The 20,521-nt window shown below is 64.4% G+C and carries 20 protein-coding genes; 6 read left to right on the top strand and 14 right to left on the bottom strand.

Features of this window, described 5'->3' with window-relative positions:
- The first annotated feature begins 8 nt into the window (after positions 1 to 8).
- Positions 9 to 1,424 carry an aldehyde dehydrogenase family protein gene (locus EZI54_RS16595; protein WP_131483005.1) on the top strand — a complete coding sequence of 472 codons (1,416 nt, stop codon included), beginning with the start codon at positions 9 to 11 and terminating at the stop codon, positions 1,422 to 1,424.
- A 56-nt stretch (positions 1,425 to 1,480) separates the two neighbouring features.
- Entirely contained in the window at positions 1,481 to 1,912 is a 432-nt protein-coding gene (locus EZI54_RS16590; protein WP_131483004.1) for a hotdog fold thioesterase, read from the top strand.
- 31 nt (positions 1,913 to 1,943) lie between these two features.
- Here the strand turns inward: EZI54_RS16590 and EZI54_RS16585 are convergent, their stop codons facing one another.
- Entirely contained in the window at positions 1,944 to 2,570 is a 627-nt protein-coding gene (locus tag EZI54_RS16585) for a QsdR family transcriptional regulator (protein ID WP_131483003.1), read from the bottom strand.
- A gap of 445 nt (positions 2,571 to 3,015) precedes the next feature.
- Here EZI54_RS16585 and EZI54_RS16580 point away from each other — a divergent pair, with 445 nt between their 5' ends.
- Both EZI54_RS16580 and EZI54_RS16575 read left to right on the top strand, forming a co-directional pair.
- The gene (locus EZI54_RS16580) at positions 3,016 to 3,990 is read left to right on the top strand and encodes an NAD(P)H-dependent flavin oxidoreductase (protein WP_131483002.1); all 975 of its coding nucleotides are present in this window, start codon (positions 3,016 to 3,018) and stop codon (positions 3,988 to 3,990) included.
- A gap of 11 nt (positions 3,991 to 4,001) precedes the next feature.
- Complete coding sequence (locus EZI54_RS16575) at positions 4,002 to 4,901, top strand: SMP-30/gluconolactonase/LRE family protein (RefSeq protein WP_131483001.1); 900 nt, start codon at positions 4,002 to 4,004, stop codon at positions 4,899 to 4,901.
- A 168-nt stretch (positions 4,902 to 5,069) separates the two neighbouring features.
- Here EZI54_RS16575 and ccoM read toward each other — a convergent pair whose 3' ends face one another.
- Entirely contained in the window at positions 5,070 to 5,192 is a 123-nt protein-coding gene (gene ccoM, locus EZI54_RS25295) for a cytochrome c oxidase subunit CcoM (protein WP_278248730.1), read from the bottom strand.
- Between the two features lie 178 nt (positions 5,193 to 5,370).
- Here ccoM and EZI54_RS16570 point away from each other — a divergent pair, with 178 nt between their 5' ends.
- On the top strand, positions 5,371 to 6,732 hold the full coding sequence (locus EZI54_RS16570) for an MBL fold metallo-hydrolase RNA specificity domain-containing protein (protein WP_131483000.1): 1,362 nt from the start codon (positions 5,371 to 5,373) through the stop codon (positions 6,730 to 6,732).
- Positions 6,733 to 6,769: 37 nt separating this feature from the next.
- Here EZI54_RS16570 and EZI54_RS16565 read toward each other — a convergent pair whose 3' ends face one another.
- The 12 genes from EZI54_RS16565 to EZI54_RS16510 form a co-directional block, all read right to left on the bottom strand.
- Entirely contained in the window at positions 6,770 to 8,944 is a 2,175-nt protein-coding gene (locus EZI54_RS16565) for a sensor domain-containing diguanylate cyclase (protein WP_131482999.1), read from the bottom strand.
- 13 nt (positions 8,945 to 8,957) lie between these two features.
- Positions 8,958 to 10,733: a Tad domain-containing protein gene (locus tag EZI54_RS16560; protein ID WP_131482998.1), complete on the bottom strand. Its 1,776-nt coding sequence runs from the start codon at positions 10,731 to 10,733 to the stop codon at positions 8,958 to 8,960.
- The gene (locus EZI54_RS16555; RefSeq protein ID WP_131482997.1) at positions 10,708 to 10,971 is read right to left on the bottom strand and encodes a hypothetical protein; all 264 of its coding nucleotides are present in this window, start codon (positions 10,969 to 10,971) and stop codon (positions 10,708 to 10,710) included. Before EZI54_RS16555 ends, EZI54_RS16560 begins: the two co-directional genes overlap by 26 nt.
- On the bottom strand, positions 10,968 to 11,645 hold the full coding sequence (locus tag EZI54_RS16550) for a tetratricopeptide repeat protein (protein WP_207389247.1): 678 nt from the start codon (positions 11,643 to 11,645) through the stop codon (positions 10,968 to 10,970). Before EZI54_RS16550 ends, EZI54_RS16555 begins: the two co-directional genes overlap by 4 nt.
- 47 nt (positions 11,646 to 11,692) lie before the next feature.
- On the bottom strand, positions 11,693 to 12,565 hold the full coding sequence (locus tag EZI54_RS16545) for a type II secretion system F family protein (protein WP_207389246.1): 873 nt from the start codon (positions 12,563 to 12,565) through the stop codon (positions 11,693 to 11,695).
- Complete coding sequence (locus EZI54_RS16540; protein WP_131482996.1) at positions 12,558 to 13,475, bottom strand: type II secretion system F family protein; 918 nt, start codon at positions 13,473 to 13,475, stop codon at positions 12,558 to 12,560. Before EZI54_RS16540 ends, EZI54_RS16545 begins: the two co-directional genes overlap by 8 nt.
- Positions 13,453 to 14,634, bottom strand: coding sequence for a TadA family conjugal transfer-associated ATPase (locus EZI54_RS16535; RefSeq protein WP_131482995.1), 1,182 nt, complete (start codon positions 14,632 to 14,634; stop codon positions 13,453 to 13,455). The genes EZI54_RS16540 and EZI54_RS16535 overlap by 23 nt, the downstream gene beginning before the upstream one ends.
- A 23-nt stretch (positions 14,635 to 14,657) precedes the next feature.
- The gene (locus EZI54_RS16530) at positions 14,658 to 15,866 is read right to left on the bottom strand and encodes a CpaE/TadZ family protein (protein ID WP_131482994.1); all 1,209 of its coding nucleotides are present in this window, start codon (positions 15,864 to 15,866) and stop codon (positions 14,658 to 14,660) included.
- 3 nt (positions 15,867 to 15,869) lie between these two features.
- Positions 15,870 to 17,042, bottom strand: a complete 1,173-nt coding sequence (locus tag EZI54_RS16525) for a type II and III secretion system protein family protein (RefSeq protein WP_131482993.1) — start codon at positions 17,040 to 17,042, stop codon at positions 15,870 to 15,872.
- Positions 17,032 to 17,883, bottom strand: a complete 852-nt coding sequence (gene cpaB, locus EZI54_RS16520) for a Flp pilus assembly protein CpaB (RefSeq protein ID WP_131482992.1) — start codon at positions 17,881 to 17,883, stop codon at positions 17,032 to 17,034. The genes EZI54_RS16525 and cpaB overlap by 11 nt, the downstream gene beginning before the upstream one ends.
- Before the next feature lie 61 nt (positions 17,884 to 17,944).
- Entirely contained in the window at positions 17,945 to 18,409 is a 465-nt protein-coding gene (locus EZI54_RS16515) for a TadE/TadG family type IV pilus assembly protein (RefSeq protein ID WP_131482991.1), read from the bottom strand.
- A gap of 38 nt (positions 18,410 to 18,447) precedes the next feature.
- Positions 18,448 to 18,684, bottom strand: coding sequence for a hypothetical protein (locus EZI54_RS16510; protein ID WP_131482990.1), 237 nt, complete (start codon positions 18,682 to 18,684; stop codon positions 18,448 to 18,450).
- Between the two features lie 568 nt (positions 18,685 to 19,252).
- Between EZI54_RS16510 and EZI54_RS16505 the strand changes: the two genes are divergently transcribed.
- Positions 19,253 to 20,320: a BMP family ABC transporter substrate-binding protein gene (locus tag EZI54_RS16505; RefSeq protein ID WP_207389245.1), complete on the top strand. Its 1,068-nt coding sequence runs from the start codon at positions 19,253 to 19,255 to the stop codon at positions 20,318 to 20,320.
- The last annotated feature ends 201 nt before the right edge of the window (positions 20,321 to 20,521 follow it).

Below are 20,521 nucleotides of genomic sequence, written 5' to 3'. Positions count from 1 at the left end.
AGCGAATCATGAAAGATCTGAGCAAGCTTTACATCGATGGCCAGTGGGAAGACTGGGCGGGCGAGACCTTGGACGTTCACGAGGCCGCCACCGGCGAGGTGATGGCCAGGGTGCCGGCGGCGGGTCGGGACGAGATGGAGCGGGCGATTGCCGCCGCCCATTCGGCCTTCGACAACTGGTCGGAGTCGTCCCTGGGCGAACGCCTGAAAGTGCTCGAACAACTGCTGGACGGCCTCAAGTCCCGTGCCGACGAAATCGCCGAAACGGTGAGCCGGGAAGTGGGCATGCCGCTCAAGCTGGCCGGCCAGATCCAGGCGGGCATGCCGATCGTCACCACCAAGACCTACCTGAAGCTGCTGCCCGAGTTCGCCTTTACCGAGCAGGTGGGCAACTCCGAGGTGCAGTACGCGCCGGTGGGCGTCGTGGGTTGCATCACACCCTGGAACTACCCGCTGCATCAGGTGATGCTCAAGATTGTTCCGGCGATTGCGGCCGGTTGCACCGTGGTACTCAAACCCAGTGAAATCGCGCCCGGCACCGCCTTTATCCTGGCGGAGATCCTGGATCAGACTGACCTGCCCAGGGGCGTGTTCAACATGGTCTGCGGCCTGGGCCAGACCGCCGGCGACACCCTGATCAAGCACCCTCAGGTGAACATGGTGTCCTTCACCGGCTCCACCCGCACCGGCCACCTGATCGCCCACGCCGCGGCGGACGACTTCAAGCGGTATGCCCTGGAAATGGGCGGCAAGTCCGCCTCCGTGATCCTGCCGGATGCCGACCTCAAGGCCGCGGTGAAAGGCACGGTCAACAACTGCCTGCTGAACTCCGGCCAGACCTGCACGGCGCTGACCCGCATGCTGGTGCCGGTCAGCCGGCACGATGAAGCCTGCGAGCTGGCGGCCGAAGCCGTGGCGAAGATGACGCCGGGTAACCCGCTGGAGGAAACCACCCGTCTGGGACCGCTGGCTTCCGCCCAGCAGCGGGACAAGGTCTTCGACTACATCCGCCTGGGGCAGGAAGAAGGCGCCACCCTCGTGGCCGGTGGCGCGGGGGCGCCTGATGGGCTGGAACAGGGTTACTTCGCGAAGGCCACCGTCTTTGGCAACGTGAAGCCCGACAGCCGGCTGGCGCAGGAGGAAATCTTCGGCCCGGTGCTCTGCGTGATTCCCTATACGGATGAAGCGGAGGCGATCCGCATCGCCAACGGCACGGCCTACGGCCTGTCCGGGGCGGTCTGGTCCGGCGATGCGGACAAGGCGAAGCAGGTGGCCGGCAAGCTGCGTACCGGTCAGGTGTTCGTCAACGGCGGCGCCTTCAACCCGCAGGCGCCGTTTGGCGGCTTCGGTCACTCCGGCGTGGGGCGTGAGTTCGGCAAATGGGGGCTGGAGGAGTTCCTAGAGGTCCGTTCTCTCCAGCTCTGATTGGTGGTTTAATAGGTCGCTAATCAAAATGAGGCTTATCGAGAGGACCAACGACAATGAGCAGTATCTGGACGCGGACCCCGACCGTCGAGGCGATGACCGAAGGTTCAGCCGGCACCGCCGTGCGCTCCCTGGGCATCGAATACCTGGAAGTCGGTGATGACTTCATCAAGGCGAAGATGCCGGTGGACGAACGCACCCGGCAGCCGTTCGGCATCCTCCACGGCGGCGCGTCCGTGGTCCTCGCCGAGACCCTCGGCAGCATGGCGGCCAACTACTGCCTGCGCAGGCCGGAACAGGTGGCCGTGGGGCTGGAGGTCAACGCCAACCACATCCGTTCGGTGTCCTCGGGCTGGGTCTACGGCACGGCCCGGCCCTTCCACATCGGCGGCAGTACCCAGGTGTGGGAAATCCGGATCGAGAACGGGGACGGCAAGCTGACCTGCGTCTCCCGGATCACCATGGCGGTCATCAACAAGCCCGGCTGATCCGGGATTCAGGGCCCGGATTCTCCGGGCCCTAGTCTGCCGTGCCGCCCAGCAGGATACGCACGGCCCGGCAGGCGTCTTCCAGCTCTTCCTGACGCGGCGCACGACCGCTGATCACATCGCTGTACAGGCAGGATTCCGCCAGTCGCACCATGAAATAGGACAGGCTCTCGACCTTCATGGAGGGCTTGGGCAGGTGACCGGCGTCGATCTGCTCCCACAGCATGCGGGTGTTGGCCTGCACCACCCGGTTATGCAGCGTGGAACTGGCCGATGTGAGGATGCGCAGGGCGTATTCCGGGTCCTGGCTGATGAAGCGCCGCAGGGCTTTGTCATTGAGCAGGATGGAATTGATCCGGTGATAGACGCCGGCAATGTAGTCGATGCCCTGTCCCGGCGTTTGTTCCCGGGCGTACTCGCGGATCGGCATATACAGCGACCAGAGGATCTCCCCCAGCAACAGGTTCTTGTTCCCGACCCAACGGAACAGGGTCGCCCGGCCGATGTTCAACTCTTCGGCCAGTGAGGCCAGATGGATCCGCTCGCCAGCGAGCCAAAGCTCCCGGGCGCGGTTGAAGGCGTCATCGGGCGTGGCCCGGGTAGGTCGTTCCGCCGCCTGTCCGGGCGTCGAACGGAGTGAGTTCGCATGTCGTACCACAGTTACCTTTCCTGTCCGATCGGTTGTTGTTTTGGGGTATCGGGTTGCTCACGGTCGGCGTCGTCCGCACTGCGAAACCAACCATACCATGCTTTGGCGGCCACCCACCGCTTCCGTGGTGGTCCGGCCACCGGAATGTGATCTGAAAATCATCATTCCCGGGAGCTGCCAGTTGACTTAGGGCATGTCCGGCTGATGGTTCCGGGAACCTGCCCCGGATATCCGTGTCTTGAGTATGTCGGGCAGTGAGGCGATGGCGCCAGGCTGTCTTGCGACTGGAGTGTTCTCATTGCTCCCAGCCCTCTTTTGGCGGGCATGTGCCCTGCCCGCCTTTTTTCTCTCTTTTCCCTGCCTTCGGTCCGTTGATTCTGCTCGTCATAGCATTAATAATGAAATCTAGTTCCAATAAACAAAATAGGCGAATCATTTTTTATTCGGGGTGCCCATGAAGACACGAATCACCGAACTGTTCCGGATCCAACATCCCATCATCCAGGGCGGCATGCACCATGTGGGATACGCCGAACTGGCATCCGCGGTTTCCAATGCCGGCGGGCTCGGCATCATCACTGGCCTGACCCAGCCCACGCCGGAGGATCTGGCCCGGGAAATCGCTCGCTGCCACGAGATGACCGACAGGCCGTTCGGCGTGAACCTGACCTTCCTGCCCAGCTTCAAGGCGCCGCCCTATCCGGAATACATCCAGGCCATCGTCGAAGGGGGCGTGAAGGCGGTGGAAACCGCCGGTCGCAGCCCCGAGCAGTACATGCCGGCACTGAAAGCGGCGGACATCAAGGTGATCCACAAGTGCACCTCGGTCCGTCACGCCCTGAAGGCGGAAAGGATCGGCTGCGATGCCGTCAGCGTCGACGGCTTCGAGTGCGGTGGCCACCCCGGCGAAGACGACATTCCCAACTTCATCCTGCTGCCGCGGGCCGCGGAAGAACTGACCATCCCCTTCGTCGCCTCCGGCGGCATGGCGGATGGCCGCAGCCTGGTCGCGGCCATGGCGCTGGGTGCGGAAGGCATGAATATGGGCACCCGCTTTATCGCCACCACCGATGCGCCAGTGCACGAGAACGTCAAACGAGCCCTAGTGGAGGCGGACGAGCGCCAGACCCGGTTGATCATGCGCGGCCTGCGCAATACCGAGCGGGTGATGAAGAACGCGGCGGTGGACGAAATCATCCGCATCGAAGCCGCGAAAGGCGCCGATGTCAGCATCGACGATATCCGCCACCTGGTGACCGGCGTTAAGGGCCGCAAGGTGCTGCAGGAAGGGCAGATGGACGAAGCGGCCTGGAGTTGTGGCATGGTGGCCGGGCTGATCCACGACATTCCCAGTTGCGCCGACCTGCTGGCGCGCATCATGGATGACGCCGAGACCCTGATCCGCCAGCGGCTCGGCGGCAGTCTGTAAGGAGGTTCGTTATGGCTAACCTGGAACCGTTTGTTGAAGGCGGCACCTTCTTCGAGGGCCCGCGCTGGCACGAGGGGACCTGGTGGGTGTCGGATTTCTACGCGCATACCGTCAGCCGTATCGACCCGGATGGCACGATGGAGACGGTGCTGGAGGTCCCCGGCCAGCCGTCGGGGCTGGGTTGGCTGCCGGATGGCTCGATGCTGGTGGTGTCCATGCTGGACCATCGGGTGCTGCGTCGCTGGCCGGATGGGCGTGTGACGACGCATGCGGATATCGGCGGGCTGGCCACCGGCCATGCGAACGATCTGGTGGTGGCGCCGGACGGCAGTGCCTGGGTCGGCAACTTCGGTTTCGACCTGATGGAAGGCGAAGCCATGCGGCCCACCTGCCTGGCGCGCGTTGCCCCGGATGGATCGGTGAGCCGGGCGGTCGACGATCTCTACTTCCCCAACGGCGCCGTCATCACGCCGGATGGCCGGACGTTGATCGTGGGCGAAACGTTCGGCAACGGCATGACCGCGTTCACGCTGAACGGCGACGGCACGCTCACCGGTCGCCGCGACTGGGCCCGGTTTGGTCCCCGCCCGGAGCCGGGTAGCGATCGCCCGACATTGCTCAGGCAATTGGCGGTGGGTCCGGATGGCTGCTGCCTGGACGCGGAAAACCACCTGTGGATTGCCGACGCCTTCAACCAGCGCTGCATCCGGGTGGCACCGGGTGGGGCGATTGTCGATGAACTGAAACCCGCTAACGGCCAGGGGGTGTTTGCCTGCATGCTGGGCGGCGCGGATGGCCGCACCCTGCTGGTCTGCGTGGCGCCCGACTCCAGCGCGCGCCGGCGCAGGGCGGTGCGGGAGGCCAGCCTGTGGACGGCGCGAGTGGTGGTGCCGCACGCCGGGCGGCCCTGATCTCCCGTCTCCTCGTCAACGGGCTGCCCTGGCACCAGCCGGGGCCGGCCCTGAGCGCTGCGGTTTCAACAAAAAAAGCCCCCGCGGCGGACGGAGCCGGGAGGCGAAAACACTTACCCCAATTTCCAAGTATTGCAATCGTGGTGTCTGTTGATCACCGGTTGTCTGTCAGTGCTTGTGTCTCGTGCCCTTGTGCGAATCCCGGTAGATGAAATAGCCCACGCCTCCAAAGAAGGCGAACATCAGGGCCACTGTGGCGATGCCGGCGATCACGAATGCATCCACATACATAATGGCTCCCCCCAACTTTCATTTGTCATGCTCACCTTATGGCCGGATACGTGGTCGGGTATTGATCTGTGTCAACCGCGATACCGATCGTCGCGAATGGTCCCCCGCTTGCGCTGGATCAATGTGACGCTTGCGTCATTTTGTTATTGCTACAGTCAGCGGTCACAGGGGAGGGAGTATGGAACTACAGTTTCTCGGCGGCGTCGGCACCGTCACGGGATCCCGCTATCTGGTGTCTGATGGCCGTTCCCGGCTGCTGGTGGATTGTGGTCTCTATCAGGGGGTGAAAACCCTGCGGAAACGCAACTGGAACCGTTTCCCCGTTGACCCGGCCACGCTCAATGCGGTGGTGTTGACCCACGCCCACATCGACCACTCGGGATATCTCCCGGCTCTGGTGAAACAGGGATTCAGGGGGCGCATCTACGCTACCGCAGCGACCTGTGCCCTGTGCCGCGTCCTGTTGCCCGACGCGGGCTTCCTCCAGGAAGAGGATGCCCGTTACGCCAACCGGAAGTCCTATTCACGCCACCATCCGGCAGAACCCCTGTTTACCGAGCTGGACGCGCGCAAGGCGCTTGAGCGGTTTGAGTCCATGCCTTTCCAGATCCCGTTCGAACCGGTACCGGGTCTGCGGGTCCGGTTCAGCCATGCCGGGCACATCCTGGGTTCCGCCTGCGTCCACGTCACGGAGATCGGCACCGGCCGAAACCTGGTGTTCAGTGGCGATGTGGGTCGTCAGCGCGAGTTGCTGATGCACGCGCCGGAACCGATCGATGAGGCGGATGTGCTGGTCTGCGAATCGACCTACGGCGATCGGCTGCACGGCAGCGAGGATCCGGAGGAGACCCTGGCTGCGGTCATCGGCCGGACGGTGGAGCGGGGCGGCCTGGTGTTGATTCCGGCCTTTGCCGTGGGCCGGGCCCAGGCGATCCTCTACCTGATTCACAAGCTGATGGACCAGAAGCGGATCCCGAACCTGCCCGTTTTCCTCAACAGCCCCATGGCCATCCGGGCCACCGAGATATTCTGTCATTTCCACAAGGAACACCGCCTGACACCGGCGCAGTGCGAGCTCATCGACGACCACACCACCTATGTGCGGACGGTGGATGAGTCCATCGAGCTGAACCGCAGGCGCTCTCCCTGCATCATCGTATCGGCCAGCGGCATGGCCAGTGGCGGTCGCGTCCTGCATCACCTGAAGACGCTGCTGCCGGATCCCCGTAACAGCGTGATCTTCGCCGGTTATCAGGCGCCCGGCACCCGGGGGGATGCCCTGGTCAACGGCGTCCAGCGGGTGAAAATCCACGGCGAGTACTGGCCGGTGAAGGCGGAAATCCTCAACATCGACACGCTCTCGGCCCACGCCGACTACCAGGAGATCCTGAACTGGCTGGGGCAGGGGCAACTGCGCCCGGAGCAGGTCTACCTTACCCATGGGGAGCCCCTGGCCAGCGATCTGATGCGCAAGCGGATCGAAGAGCGTTTCGGCTGGAAAGCGGACGTTCCCGACCTCTATGAGGTGGTGTCGGTCTGAGCCGGACCCAGACGGTCGCGCCATCAAACGGAGCGGATCAGTTGCGGTGCCTTGGGTTGCTGCCCAGCAGCCGGGCCGGGTCGTAGCGGGAGCGTGACGACTCCATCGGTCGAGCGCGTGACTCGCTGCTCTCCTCCTGCTGGGCGGGTGCTACCTGGACACTGTTTCGACCGCTGCTCTTGGCCCGGTAGAGCCCTTCATCGGCGCGGTTGACCAGCGTGTCCGGACTGTCACCGGAACACCAGACCGCCAGGCCGACGCTGATGGTGACGGGGCGGGGGATGGAAAAGGCGTGGCGCTCCGCCGTTTGGCGCAACTGCTCGGCCACGTTACGGGCGCCGCTGAGGTCGGTTTCCGGCAACAGGATAAGGAATTCCTCGCCACCCCAGCGGCCGGAGATGTCCGCGGCCCGCAACTCCCGGCGCAACAGGTCGGCCAGCGCACGCAGGACGTCATCACCGGCGCCGTGGCCGAAGGTGTCGTTGACCTGCTTGAAGAGGTCGATATCGATCAGCAGCACGGCCAGGTCGTTGCCGTAACGTTCGCAGCGCAGGATTTCCTGGCGCAGGTTGCTTTCCACCTTGTGCCGGTTGAACAGCCCGGTGAGTCGGTCGTGCAGGGCCTTGTATTCGAGGGACGCCAGCAGATCCCGGCGGGTTAGGGCGTGGCTGATCAGTGTGCCGATCACCCGTAGGGTGTTGATCATCGAAGGGTGCCATGGCATGCCGGCATCCAACGCATCGAAGCCGAGAATACCGCGCAGGCGTTGATCCCCATAAAGTGGGATGAACAGCGCGCCGCGGGTGGCGGCGGTGCCGGTCAGGGCCTGGATCCGGGCATCGCTGTTGCCGGGTTTGCTGTCGAAGATCGAGTAGCCGTCCTCCTGCAGGGCTTCCAGCAGGGGCGCCAGCTCGTCCGGATGGGGCGCATCGCCAATGGGCAGCGGTTGCGCATCGTGGCCGGACGTCCAGTGATAGCGGCGGGTGAAGGGCCCGTCCACCCGGTCCTGTTCATAGACGTAGGCGTGGTCCAGTCCGAGATAGTCGCCCACGGTATCCAGCACCTCCTGGATACCGGCGCCGTCCTCCGGACTGTCATCCTCCAGCAGCGACGTACTCAACTGTCGAAGCAGGTGCTCCTGGGCCATGCTGCGCTCCAGTCGCTCCCGCGTCAGCGCATCCTCCAGTGCCAGGCTGGCGAGGTAGAGGGGCTCGGTCAGCGCATCGATGGCGTCGCCGCCGGGCTCCCAGGGCTCGGTGTGGTAGACGCAGAAGGTCCCCAGCACCTCTCCACTACTGGACAGGATGGGTTCCGACCAGCAGGCGTTGAAACCGGCCTCGTCGGCGGCGGAGAGGAAGCGGGTCCAGCGCGGATCCTGGTGGATGTCCCGCGAGACCACCCGGGCCTTGATGGCTGCGGCCGTACCACAGGCCGCTTGGCCGAACTGCATCGCCAGACCGTCGGTGGCCTGGCGGAAGCGGGCCGGCAGCCGTGGTGCGCTGACCCAGCTCAGGGCCTGCTGACCCTCGTCGGCCAGCATGACGCCGCAATGGAAATCCGGGTGGGCGGATTCCACCATCGCCACCACCTGGTTCAGGGTTTCCGGTAGGGCGCGGCGACTGGCCAGGGCGGTCAGTACCCGGTTGCGGCGCTCGCGCTTGGCATCGGCCAGCTTGCGTTCGGTGGTGTTGACGGCGGTCGCCAGCAGACAGGGCTTTCCGTTGAACAGCAGGTGGTTCAGGGAGACCCGATGCCAGCGGGCGTAGGCCGGTGCCCGGACGAAACACCACTCGAACTGCACGAAACCCACCTGGTTGGCCTGGTCCAGGAGGTCCTCGAAGCGGCGCAGGTCATAGGGTTCGTCCGCCCAGGCATCGGGTTTGACCAGGATGTCGCCATTGAGGGTGCCCAGGGATGGGGTGCCGAACGCTTCCAGGGCCAGGCTGTTGGCGTACTCGGCCTGGTGGCTCTGCTTGTCCAGGATCACCACGGCAATGGCCGTATGATCGAACAGCACCGCCAGTTCGCGGGACGTGTTGCGGAGCTGGCGTTCCTGTTCCGCCACCTGTCCCTGCAGCTGATGAATGGCCCCGAGCGACTGCCGCCGGCGCCACTCACCGATCAGGCCGAGGCCGGCACCGACCAGACCCACGCCCAGGGCGACCGGCCCCAGGGCATCCAGCGTTGTGCGTATAGCCAGCTCCATATCCATGGGCTTCCATCCCTCAGTTGACGACCTTGATGTCCTCAATCAGCACCGCATGTCCCTGGTCGGCGTTGGTGACCGTGACGGACATGCCGCCCAAACCCACCCCTAGCGTTTGCAGCAGGGGCGACACGATGGCCTTCAGCAGGCTGCCGACGACGTCATCCAGTAGATTGTTGATCAATGACGTCAACGGGGCCAGCAAACCGGAGACATCGATGGAGTCAGCCAGCTCCAGCCTGGTGATATCGACGTTTGGGTCCAGGCCATCCAGTGCCGCATCGCCATCGTCATAGCGGGTTTCGGTGCAGCCGCTCTCCGGTGAGCAATAGAGCGGATAATCGGTGGCGACGGTTGCGGTGGAATGCACACCGGGTACGGTCGCCTGCAACGCGGCTTCCAGGTCGATGACGCCGGAGCTGCTGGCCACGCCAAACACCTCGATCTGGCCGACACTGGCTGCCAGCGGTGCGAAATCGACATCGCCGCTGCCCAGGCCAATGCCACCGGTGGCCATGGTGGCGACGGAACGGTCCAGATCGACGTCGAACGCCACGTCATTGCGGGTGGCCCGTGCGCAGCGTGCGGTCACCAGTGAACCTTCGCCGCCGCCGATATCGATGGCCAGGGGAACCTTGAGGCTGGCGATGGTGAGCTTGACGCCCGGCAGCAGGGTCATGGGGAGAATCTCGGCATCGGCAACCAGGCGCAGGCTCATGTCCGCGGAGTGGAACCGCGTCATCCATTCCCCGTTGAGGTCCCTGCGGGCCGGCCCCAGGCCAATGTCCGGCGCCCGATCCACGAACACCTCCAGATCGACCGACTTGATGTTGGCGATCAGCGGGATATTGAGGTCGCTGATGGTCAGCGGCACGCTCAGCAACTGCCCCTCTCCGGCGGACTGGCTGCGGGCGATATTGAGCACAAGGCTGATGAGCAGGTCGTAGGTCTCGAAAGAACTGTCCCTGGGCACCCGGGTGGTACTGGCGGCGTTCAGGATGTCACTGACCCGGACGGTTTCGATGCCGTTGCTGTCGAGCAGGTCGTCGAACAGTTCGCCGACCGGCGTGAGCGAGCCCGTGGTGTCGCGTACGGCGCGGGCCAGGGTATCGGCGCGCAACGGCAGCAGGTCAGCCAGGGAATCCACGCCGGCCTGTTGCAGCAGGTCGCCCAACTGCACGGTGGTATTCTGCAGGCTCGACAGGCTGGTCGCATCCAGGCTGTAACCCGGTTGCCCCAGCACCGCCCCCAGCAGGCTGCCGAGCAGGCCGTTATCCACCGTGAGCGTTGAGCCGCCAGCGCTCAGGGTGGCGATCACCTCCTTGCGGGCGGCGGCCTGCGCCGTCAGCGTGACATGGCCGAACAGGTCCGGGAGAAAGCGGGAAATGGGCTCCTCGCGGGAGTAGGCCACCAGCACGGCGTTGCTCTGGTCGAGATCGGCGACCGGTACCAGGGCCAGCTCGTCGTTGCTGGTCCCCTGGGTCTGGAGTACACCGGGTGTGATCTGCAGGTCGGACAGCTCACCGTCGAAACCCTGGGCGTTGGCGGCCACCAGGGCGCGGTTGCGGATGGTCGCCAGCGAGACCTCGTTGCCGCCGCAGGCCTGGGCGCCGTCTGCCGCCGCGATGGCCGCCGCATTGACCTGGCCCTGCATGCGCCCCTTGAGGGCATAGAGCCGGGCGCCGTCCAGGCCCATCACCGTAAACAGCAGGACCACGGTGATGATCAGCGGTGTGGCCACCGTCAGGGCACCCCTTTGCCCGGCGGGGTTACTTCTTCTCGCGAGTGGATTCACGGATATCGTCCGGGATGGGGCGGCGGAAGGATTCAGCCAACCGCTTCTGGGTATCGACGAACAGCTCCAGGGACAGCTCCTGTCCGGGCCGGCTATCCCGGACCTGGCGATCCAGCAGTTGCTCCGTTCGTGTGTTCTTGGCGGTCCCCACGACATCACCGGACAGTCCATGATCCGGTGGATCAGCCGCCATCGCCATGGCGGGCAGGCAGAGCAGGATCAACAGGTGTGTCTTCATGGTTGCCCTCCCAGCTCTCGGGCGAGTTTGCGGGCGTAGGCGTACTCATCCACGCCGAAGTGGTAGCGATCACGCAGCAGGTCCAGACCGGCCTGGTTCTGCGTGAGCATGTAGGCGGTGGCCAGGTTCTGGCGTACGGGGCCCTTACCCGAATTGAGTTCCAGGGCCGTGCGCAATTCGGTGGCGGCCTCGTAGGGGCGATGGGCGAGCAACAGCGCGTAGCCATAGTCGTTACGGACATCGGCGGAGGCCGGCGCCAGAACCCGGGCTTTCTCCAGGTAGGGCAGGGCCTCCTCGAGCCGTGACTGTTTCAGCAGCGTCATGCCCAGACCATGGTAGCTGCGCCCCGAGTGGCATTGGTCCACCAACTGCCGGAAGGTGTGCTCGGCCTGGCTCAGGTGGCCGGTCATGGCGAGCAACTGGCCCCGACGCAGCCAGTGATCCTCTGTCGAGAGTCGTTTGCTCTCGAGCTGGGCCAGGGCCGCGTAGGGCTTGCCCCGATCGATCATGGCGTCCACCAGATCCAGGTGAACCTGCATTTCCGGCTGGATCTCGGTCATGCAACTGACCCGTTGTCGGTCGGCACCCGGCGGGGCCTCCGGCGTGGCGGCGCAGCCTGCGAACAGGGCGTTGAGGCCGATCAGACAGGCGAGTCGGAATCGGGATGGCGGCATGGTGCGTTCAACCTCCTGCTGTGGTTCTGTGGCCGTCGATGGGTGTTTCATGAGCCCCCCATCGCGTCGGCAATGGAAATCAGGGCCGGCCCGCCGATCAGGATGAACAGCGCCGGCAGCATGAAAATCATCATGATGACGGTCATCTTGGCGCCCAGGCGATTGGTGTCTTCCTTGAGGCGCGTGCGCTCGGCGTGCTGGGCTTCCTGCACGATCTGCCCGAGGCTGTCCGAGACCCGGGCGCCGAGCTTGCTGCTCTGTTTCATCAGCGTCACGTAGTTGCGCAGCACGGTAATGCGTTTGTTGCGGCCCAGCTCGTCCAGCGCCGCCGTGCGCTCGGCGCCGGATTCCATCATCCGGTTGAAGCGGTCCAGGCGCATGACCAGCCGTGGCATGACCGGCCGGGCCTGGGTGGCCACCAGCCGCAGGGTGCGTTCCACCGACAGGCCGGCTTCCATCAGCATGCGCGTCATCTGGCACAGCTCGATGGCTTCCAGGTTCTGCTCGTACTCGGCGCGGCGGCCTGCTGTGCGGATCGCCTTGCGGGGCAGCACGAAGGCCAGGCCGGCGATCAGCAGACCACCGCCACTGCCGAACGCGGCAAAGCCACCAGCGATCACCAGGGCCGGCACCAGCCAGCACACCAGCAGGTAGACCCGTTGGGCCCGGGACAGGGACAGGCCGGCGGTTTCCAGCGCCACGCCCTGCTCGCTGAAGTCGGCGGCGATCCAGCGATGACGGGTGAAGCGATCCATCCAGTGCTGCAGCAGGGAAGTGAGCTTTTCGTCCTCGTCCAGCGGCAATCGATCCAGGCGGGCCCGTATGCGCGCCCGCAGGGCCCATTGCGGCGCCTTGTAGAGGGCCAGCCAGATGGCGCAGACGGCTGCCGCCATGGCACCGGCAAACCAGGGATTAATCACGGCCCACCCCCTGGATCATGCGCCAGATCATCAACATGCCGCACAGCTGCAAGGCGCCGGCAACGGCCAGCATGGTGTGGCCGGTGGCGGTATCGAGCAGCACCGCGGAATACTCCTCGTTGATGGCCGTCATGTAGACGGCGAGACCGGGCGGCAACAGGGCGAAGGTCGCCGCCGTGAAGCGGGTTTCCGCCGTGGCGGCCAGGAACTCCTGGCGCAACGCCTGCTGGGAGCGCAGGGCATCGGCCACCTGCCGCAGCAACGGTTTGACCGACGAACCGAAGCGGGCGGAGGTGCGCAAGGCAAGGGCGACCAGCACCAGTGCCGCCACCCGGTAGAGTTCGGCGAAGTCCTCGAACAGGCGGGTGTAGTCACGGCCCGCCTCGACGGCACTGCGGACCCGGAAGTTCAGGGGCCCGAAGATAGGCGAGGCGTCCGCCAGGGCGTCCGTGAGGGCCTGCTCGAGGGAGCGCCCGGCCTCGATGTAACGCAGTACCGCGTCGATCATTTCCGGCAGTTCGCTGTAGATCTTCTGGCGCTGCTTCTGGAAACGCACCCGCCAATAGACATAACCGGCGGACGCCACGAAGAAGGCGCACACCAGCGCGACCACCGGGCCCCTGGCCATGCCGGTCAGCAGCAGGGCCAGACCCGCCAGCAAGCCGACGACAACCACCTGGCGCGATGAAAAGCGCAGGTTGGCCCGCAGGAGCAGGACATCGAGACGACCGGGCCGGTAGCGTGCGCCCTGCTCGGCCGGCAGTTCACGGGTATCCTCCAGGCGCTGGCTGATGCGGCGCCCGAGCTGGCGACGGACACTGCGGGCCTGCCAGATCCACTGGGCGGCGACCAGGGCCAGGGCCGCCAGGGCGAAGATCAGGGCGGCGTTAAGCCAGAGCGGATTCGCCATGGCTGGCCCCCCGATAGAGATGGTGCATCCGATAGGGATCGTCCGTATCCGGGCGCATCTCGACGATCTCACTGACGTAGCGCCGGCCATCCGGCTGGCGGGCGAGTTGCACAATCACGTCGATGGCCGAGCCAATCAGCCGCCCCACGGCGCGCTCACTGGCGTCATAACCGTTGACCGCGAGCAGGGTTTCGATGCGCACCATGGCATCCCGGGCACTGTTGGCGTGGATGGTGCTCATCGAGCCTTCGTGCCCGGTGTTCATCGCCTGCAGCAGCTCGATAATCTCGCCGGAGCGAACCTCACCGACGATGATCCGGTCCGGGCGCATGCGCAGGGCGTTGATCACCAGGTCCCGGGCGCTCACCCGGCCGGTACCCTCGGTGTTGGCCGGCCGCGTCTCCAGGCGCACCACATGGGGATGGTCCAACGCCAGTTCGGCGGAGTCCTCGATGGTGACGACCCGCTCCTCCCGCGGGATGTGCTGGCTCATCAGGTTGAGGATGGTGGTCTTGCCGGTCCCGGTGCCGCCGCTGACCAGGACGTTGCGGCGGTCGGTCACCTGCGCCAGCAGCGTCTCCAGGCCCTCCCGAGTCAGCGAGCCGCCCTGCAACAAGTCGTTGGCGGTCAGGTGGTTCTTGGTGAACTTGCGGATACTCATGGACGGCCCATCGAGGGCGATCGGCGGAATGATGGCGTTGACCCGGGAACCGTCCGGCAGGCGGGCGTCCACCATAGGGCTGGATTCGTCCAGGCGCCGGCCCAGCGGCGACAGGATCCGCCGGACCACGCGGATCACGTGGTCGTCGTTGATAAACCGGGTGTTGGCGCGTTGCAGCAGGCCATCGATTTCCACGAACACGTCCCCGGGACCGTTCACCAGGATGTCGTTCACCGAGGGGTCGGCCAGCAACGGTTCCAGCGGTCCGAAACCGGCGACCTCGTCGAGAATCTCGCGGGACAGCAGGCTCAGGTCCTGGGTGGACAGGGGTACCTTGTTGGCCGTCAGGTAGTCGGACACGCTGACCCGCACGAAATCGGCCAGTGTGGACTTGGCGGCCTTGCCCACTTCAATGCCTTCCTCGTCCAGCCGCTCCACCACCGCGCGGTGAACGAGTTCTTTAAGATCCTGGTATTCCTGGTCAATCCGGGATGCCATAACCTGTTTACCCCCTCACTCGTTCAGGCCAGCCGCAGCCGCTGTAGCAGGCCCGTCCCCCGGGTCGTCGACGGTTCGCCGGTGTGGTTTTGTGGCCCGTTGAAGCGTTTCAACAGATGCTCGAACTGGCGGGCGTAGGCGTTCTTGCGGGGAAGCCGGTGCAATGGAATGCCGGCGTTGATGGTCAGCAGGCGATTGTTCCAATCCAGCGGTAGGGCGCCGAGGGCCTCGATACCAATGGTCTCTTCCAACTGTGTGAGGGTCGGCGACACCTTGCCGTCCGCGCCGTCGGCGACCAGCACCTGGCGGCATGCGGTACCCAGGCTGCTGCGCCAGCGTTCGATCTGGCGCCGCGCGCGGTGCGCCTGATACACGATCGGATGCAGGGTCATGACCAGCGTGCTGGTATGGGGGCCGACGGCGCCGATCCAGTGGTCCGCGACGGCCGGATCCACGTTGACCACGATGTGGTCGAACAGGTGCATCAGCTGGCTGATGACGATGAACAGGTCGGCGTTCCGGTCACCGCCCAGGTCACTGTCATCCAGCTGTCCGCCCAGTAGTCTCAGACCCTCGCGGTATTCCTCCAGCGCCGTTTCGATCAGGGTCTCATCGGCGGCATTGGCGTTGGCCAGGAAGTTCTTCAGGGTGAAGCGGTTGTTCACTTCCAGGTAGAACACATTGCGCCCTTCGGCGGCGGTGTCGATGGCCAGGATCCGCTGGTCCGGGTTGTCGCGGTTGAGGGCGAACGCCAGGTTCTGGGTCAGGAAACGGGTGTCCACCGTTGGGTCGGCGGGGGCCACCAGGGTCAGGTTGTGAGGCAAAGCATCCCGCTGGCGGGACTCGGGGGACACCTGCTCGCGGTAGAGCAGGTCGTTGACCTGGGCCCGCAACTCTTCGGCATCGCTATCGGCAAGCAGGCAATCGCGGGCCCCGGCCCGCATGCTGCGCAGCAGGTACTCCTGGTTGAGTCGCCGGGCCACCGTGATCACCACCAGCGATGGATGGGCACGGTGGACGGCTTCGATGGTCCGCAGGGAGCGTTCCGGGGCGTTTTCGTCGATGGCGACGATCGCCAGCCGTGCGCGGGTCGCTTCGACCAGGTTGACGACTCTTGAAAGGTCAGCGTTGCCGACGCATTCAAGACGCCACGCATCCTGCAGCGCACGCTCCAGCCAGACCCGGATGCCCAGGTCGTCGGTGATGCAAACGATAATGTCCTGATGGTCCATGGGTCACCAACTCAAGCCGTGATGGATGGGATGTTCGCCGCCGCGGGTCTGGGTGGCCATGTCGAGCCAGCCCATGCTGCTGTTGTGGTAATCCGAAGCGGGCAGGTCGGTGATCCGGTCGCCGGCCTTGCCCGGGGACACGATATGAGGCGTGACCACCATGATCAGCTCCTTGTCCTCGCGGGATATCCGGTCGGAACGGAACAGGGCTCCGAGGACAGGGATATCGCCCAGTCCCGGGATGCGGTCGCTGTTATTGATGGTGCTGCGACTGACCAGGCCGCTGATGATGAAGGTCTCGCCCGGCCCCATGGATACCGTGGTCTGGGCCCGGCGCACCCGCAGGCCGGGTACCGAGACGCCGGCCGTGGTCACCCCGGTGGAAAAGTCGAGCTCGCTGACCTCCGGGGCCACCTTGAGGATGATCTGTTCCGGGTCCACGACGGTCGGCGTCAGGCTGAGGCTAACGCCGAATTCCTTGTATTCCACCTCGATGCTGTCGCCGTCCGTGCTCACCGGAATGGGAAACTCGCCGCCGGAGAGGAAGGTGGCGTTCTGTCCGCTGATGCTGGTCAGCGACGGCTGGGCCAGGGTATAGGCAAAGCCACCGGATTCCAGGGCATTGATGATGGCCAGGGAATTGGCGCCAAAGCTGAACAGGTTGAAGCCGTCCGTGGAGATCGGGGCACTCGCCTGGCCCGGGCCGGTGAAACCGCGATACCCGCTGCCCGGCGGTGCCACGCCGATGGCGGAATTGCCGCCGTCGAACAGACGGGCGTAGTAGAACCCCAGCTCGTTGAGCTGGCTGCGGCTGACCTCGAGGATGCGGATATCCGTCTGCACCTGGGTGCCGAACGGCATCTTTTCGCCCTGGGTGGGCGCCACCACGATCGGGGCTTTCAGCGGATCGTCGGCATCCCTGAGCCAGACCGACAGGATCGCCGAGCCTTCGGCTTTCCCGGTCAGCAGCAACTCGCGGGTGCCAGACACCGTAACGGCGGCGATATCGGGGGCGGAGGTGGCGACCTTGGCCAGTGCGGACGGAAAATCCAGCACACGCTGCTCGCCCTTGCCGAGGCTGATCATGGCGCCGTTTTCCAGGGCTGCGGCAGGCAGCACCACCAGGCCCAGCAGGAGACCGGCCAGCAAACGTGTTTTCAGTCGATTAGCGAACATAGACCTTCCTGCTCTCGGAACCTTCGAAAACCTCGACCTTGTTGGCCGGTGCGCGACGGACGGGTTGGGATTTGGGCGGCGCTGGCGGTTTGGGGAACAGGTCGGCCAGGGCCATGCTGGCAGCGCTATCGGTGGCGGTGTCCTGCGACCGGGTGTCCTCCGGGGCGGCAATGGCGGCCAGGCGCACCTTGCCTTCGTTGGACGCCAGCAGCACCGCCGGCACCCGGGCATCCGGGATCAACAGGACGATGGAGTCGTTGCGACGCTCCTTGTCGGGCGCATCGCTGTCGCTGCCCAGGGAGCCCTGGACCGCCAGTACCGGCGCACCGCGTACCACGGTGACGGCGGTGGGAGTGGCCTGTCGATCGCGCTGGAAGGTGGCGAGCACATTGACCCGGTCGCCGGGCTTGAGTAGTCCGCCGACGCCGGTGACTTCATCCATCTTCAGGGCAATGGCCTGATGCCCGGGCTTGATGCGGGGAGTGATCAGGCTGGTACTCGACAGCAGGTCGCGGGTCAGGATGGCCCCGGGCTGGATAGGACCCACGGCGGGTGTACCGAACTTGAAACGGTCCGCGCTGATGGCCCCTTTCACTTCCTGTGCCGTGCCCACACGGCTGACCTGGTCTTCGCCGATGGGTTCGCCACTGGCAATGGGGCGGGTCACGACCAGGTATTCGAACAGGGATGGCGCAGCCTGCTCCATGGTGGTGGTTTTCGCTGGTTCATGGGGCAACGTCTGAACCGGTGGCTCATTATTGGCAAAGCCGATGCCCGCCAGTATCAATGCGATGAGCGCGAGTACGATCGCTGGCAGGGCGTAAAGTGCTCTGGATCCCACGTTGGACTCCCGACGTTAATGGTTGTGATACTCCGTGCCGGTGCGGTTCCCGGTTGCGTCGTCAGAACGCCACGAAGGCTTCGGCCTGCAAGCGGCTTGGCATGGGCGGAAACTGCCCCAGCCAGCCGAAGCTGATCAGTGGTAACAGGCTGCTGTCGCCGCCGGCGATCCCAACGCTGCAGCGCAGCATCTCCACGTTGCTGACCGTGCCCACCGTGCAACCGGTGAGATCCGGTTGCACCGCTTTGCGGAAACGGTCCGGCAACGTACCGAGCAGTGAATCGAGGGCCTGAGAGGAACGGCTCTCCACAACCCCTTTCAACTGGTCGGCCTGATAACTGGACCGATCGATCGTCAACGACAGGTTGGCGGCCTGGGTCACCGCGTCCTGCATGCGATACTGGTTGAAAAACAGGACGCTGTAGCTGGCCGCCGCATAGAGCGTTGCCACGATAAACGGAAACAGCAACAGGAACTCGAGTGCGACGGCACCGCGCTGGATAGCGCCCGAAGACGACAGACTCATCTGGACTCTCCTGATGTCCTGGCAAGACGCCGGGCGCGTCAGGCGCCCGGATTTGCTGCGTCGTCGAACAATCCTTCAAAAGCGCCGGTGAAGGTGGTGCCGACATCCGTCTGGGTGATCAGGAGCGTGACGATGCCGATGATAGCGGCGGCCAGCACGATGTACTCCAGGGCGCTGGCCCCTCTCTGGGAGCCGGGTTTACCGGCCCGGAACGTCTGGGCACGGACAAACAGGGCTGTGGGAGAAACGTTTTTAGGCATTGTTGTGCGTTTCATTTTGTGTACTCCTTGGTCACATGTGCTTCCCTACACCTCATAGGAATAGGGTTAAGTGGTGCATTTGTGCAAATAAAGATTTGTGCCGAGGTGTAACTTTTTGTGACTTTTGTCAGGTTGTCATTGGCCCAATTGGCATGGGTGTTCCGGCGCCAAAGTGGCCTGAAAAGATATTTCACCGGAAAAGCAATAGGTTGCAAATCATGTAATGCGGTGATTTTTTATACGCAGCAGGATGGCGGACAGACGCCGGGATGGTGATTGGATGACCGCTGGTCCATCGGCCCGTCCGGCGGACGCATCAAAGTGGGCATCCTGGTGGCCGGAATGGTCTGTTTCCGTGCAGGCGCTGGTTGAAGAAGGCATGTCTCGCCATGGTTCTTGGGCACCAGGCACGTGGGTCCAGGGTACAAGGATTTTCCTGAACGGTTGGCCAGTTTTTTGCTCAAGTACCTGACGGTGCTGATTCTCGCCCGGGCCTGCTATCTTTGATCGGATGACAGGTTAAACTGGCGGGCTACGAATGAGTCGCTCAAAAAAGAAAGTGACATAACAGGAGACGGTGCGAATGCGCTTTTTGAAACGACTGGCTGTGCTGGCGGCCTTGGTTATCCCCATGCACGCTTTTGCGGACGATCCATTGAAAGTCGGTTTTATCTACGTGGGGCCGATTGGTGATCACGGCTGGAGTTACCAGCACGATCAGGGGCGTAAGGCCCTGGAAGAGCACTTCGGCGACAAGGTTCAGACCACATACGTCGAGAACGTGAACGAGGGCGCGGATGCCGAGCGCACCCTGCGCCGCCTGGCACAGGCGGGCAACGACGTGATTTTCGCCACGTCCTTCGGCTTCATGAATGCCGTCGCCCGCGTGGCCAAGGACTATCCGGACAAGGTGTTCCTGCACGCGACCGGCTACAAGCGCGCCAAGAACCTGGGCACCTACCTGTCCGTGACCTATGAGGGCCGTTACGTCAGCGGCACGGCAGCGGGCCTGGTGACCCAGTCCAACAAGATCGGTTTCATCGCGTCCTTCCCGATCCCGGAAGTTATCCGTGACATCAACGCCACCTTCCTGGCCGCGCGCAAGGTCAATCCGGACGTCGAGTTGAAGGTGGTCTGGGTCAGCACCTGGTTCGATCCGGCGAAAGAGGCGGATGCCGCCAATACCCTGATGGACCAGGGCGTGGATGTGATCATCCAGCATACCGACAGCCCTGCAGCCATGCTGGCGGCCGAAAAACGCGGCAAGTGGGCCGTGGGCCAGGCCTCCGACATGTCCCATTTCGGTCCACACGCGCACCTGTTGTCGGTGGTGGACGACTGGGCCCCGTACTACATCCAGACCGTCCAGGACGTGATGGATGGCACCTGGAAGTCCGAGGACTACTGGGGCGGCATCAAGGAAGGCGACATCAAGATCGTGGGTCTGAGCGACCGCCTGACCGACGAGCAGACCAGCAAGGTCAACGACACCATCGAGGCGATCCGCACCGGGAAGCTGCATCCGTTCACCGGTCCGATCTACGACCAGGCCGGCAAGCTGCGCATCAAGGAAGGCGAAGTGGCCACCCACGAACAGCTGTCCAGCATGGACTGGTACGTTCACGGGATGACAGCGACCTATCCGCAGTAAGTGATGCAGCAAGGCGGAGTCCGGCTCCGCAGAGGATTGCTGTCAGGCCCGAAGCGTCGTGCGACGGGCCTTTTTTGGTGCGCCAGGCATGGCGCGTAGCGCCTTGACGGGCGCTGTTCTGGTACAGGTGGTGCTGGCCGGATGACTTGGGGGTGCAAGTCCCCTGTGGGCCCGGTAAGGGGAACCACTAGCCGAACGGCA

Origin of the sequence: Marinobacter halodurans, from assembly GCF_004327985.1 — a bacterium.
GTDB lineage: Bacteria > Pseudomonadota > Gammaproteobacteria > Pseudomonadales > Oleiphilaceae > Marinobacter_A > Marinobacter_A halodurans.
The sequence above is the reverse complement of the archived record's forward strand: the minus strand, read 5'-3'. Positions and strand labels throughout refer to the sequence as shown.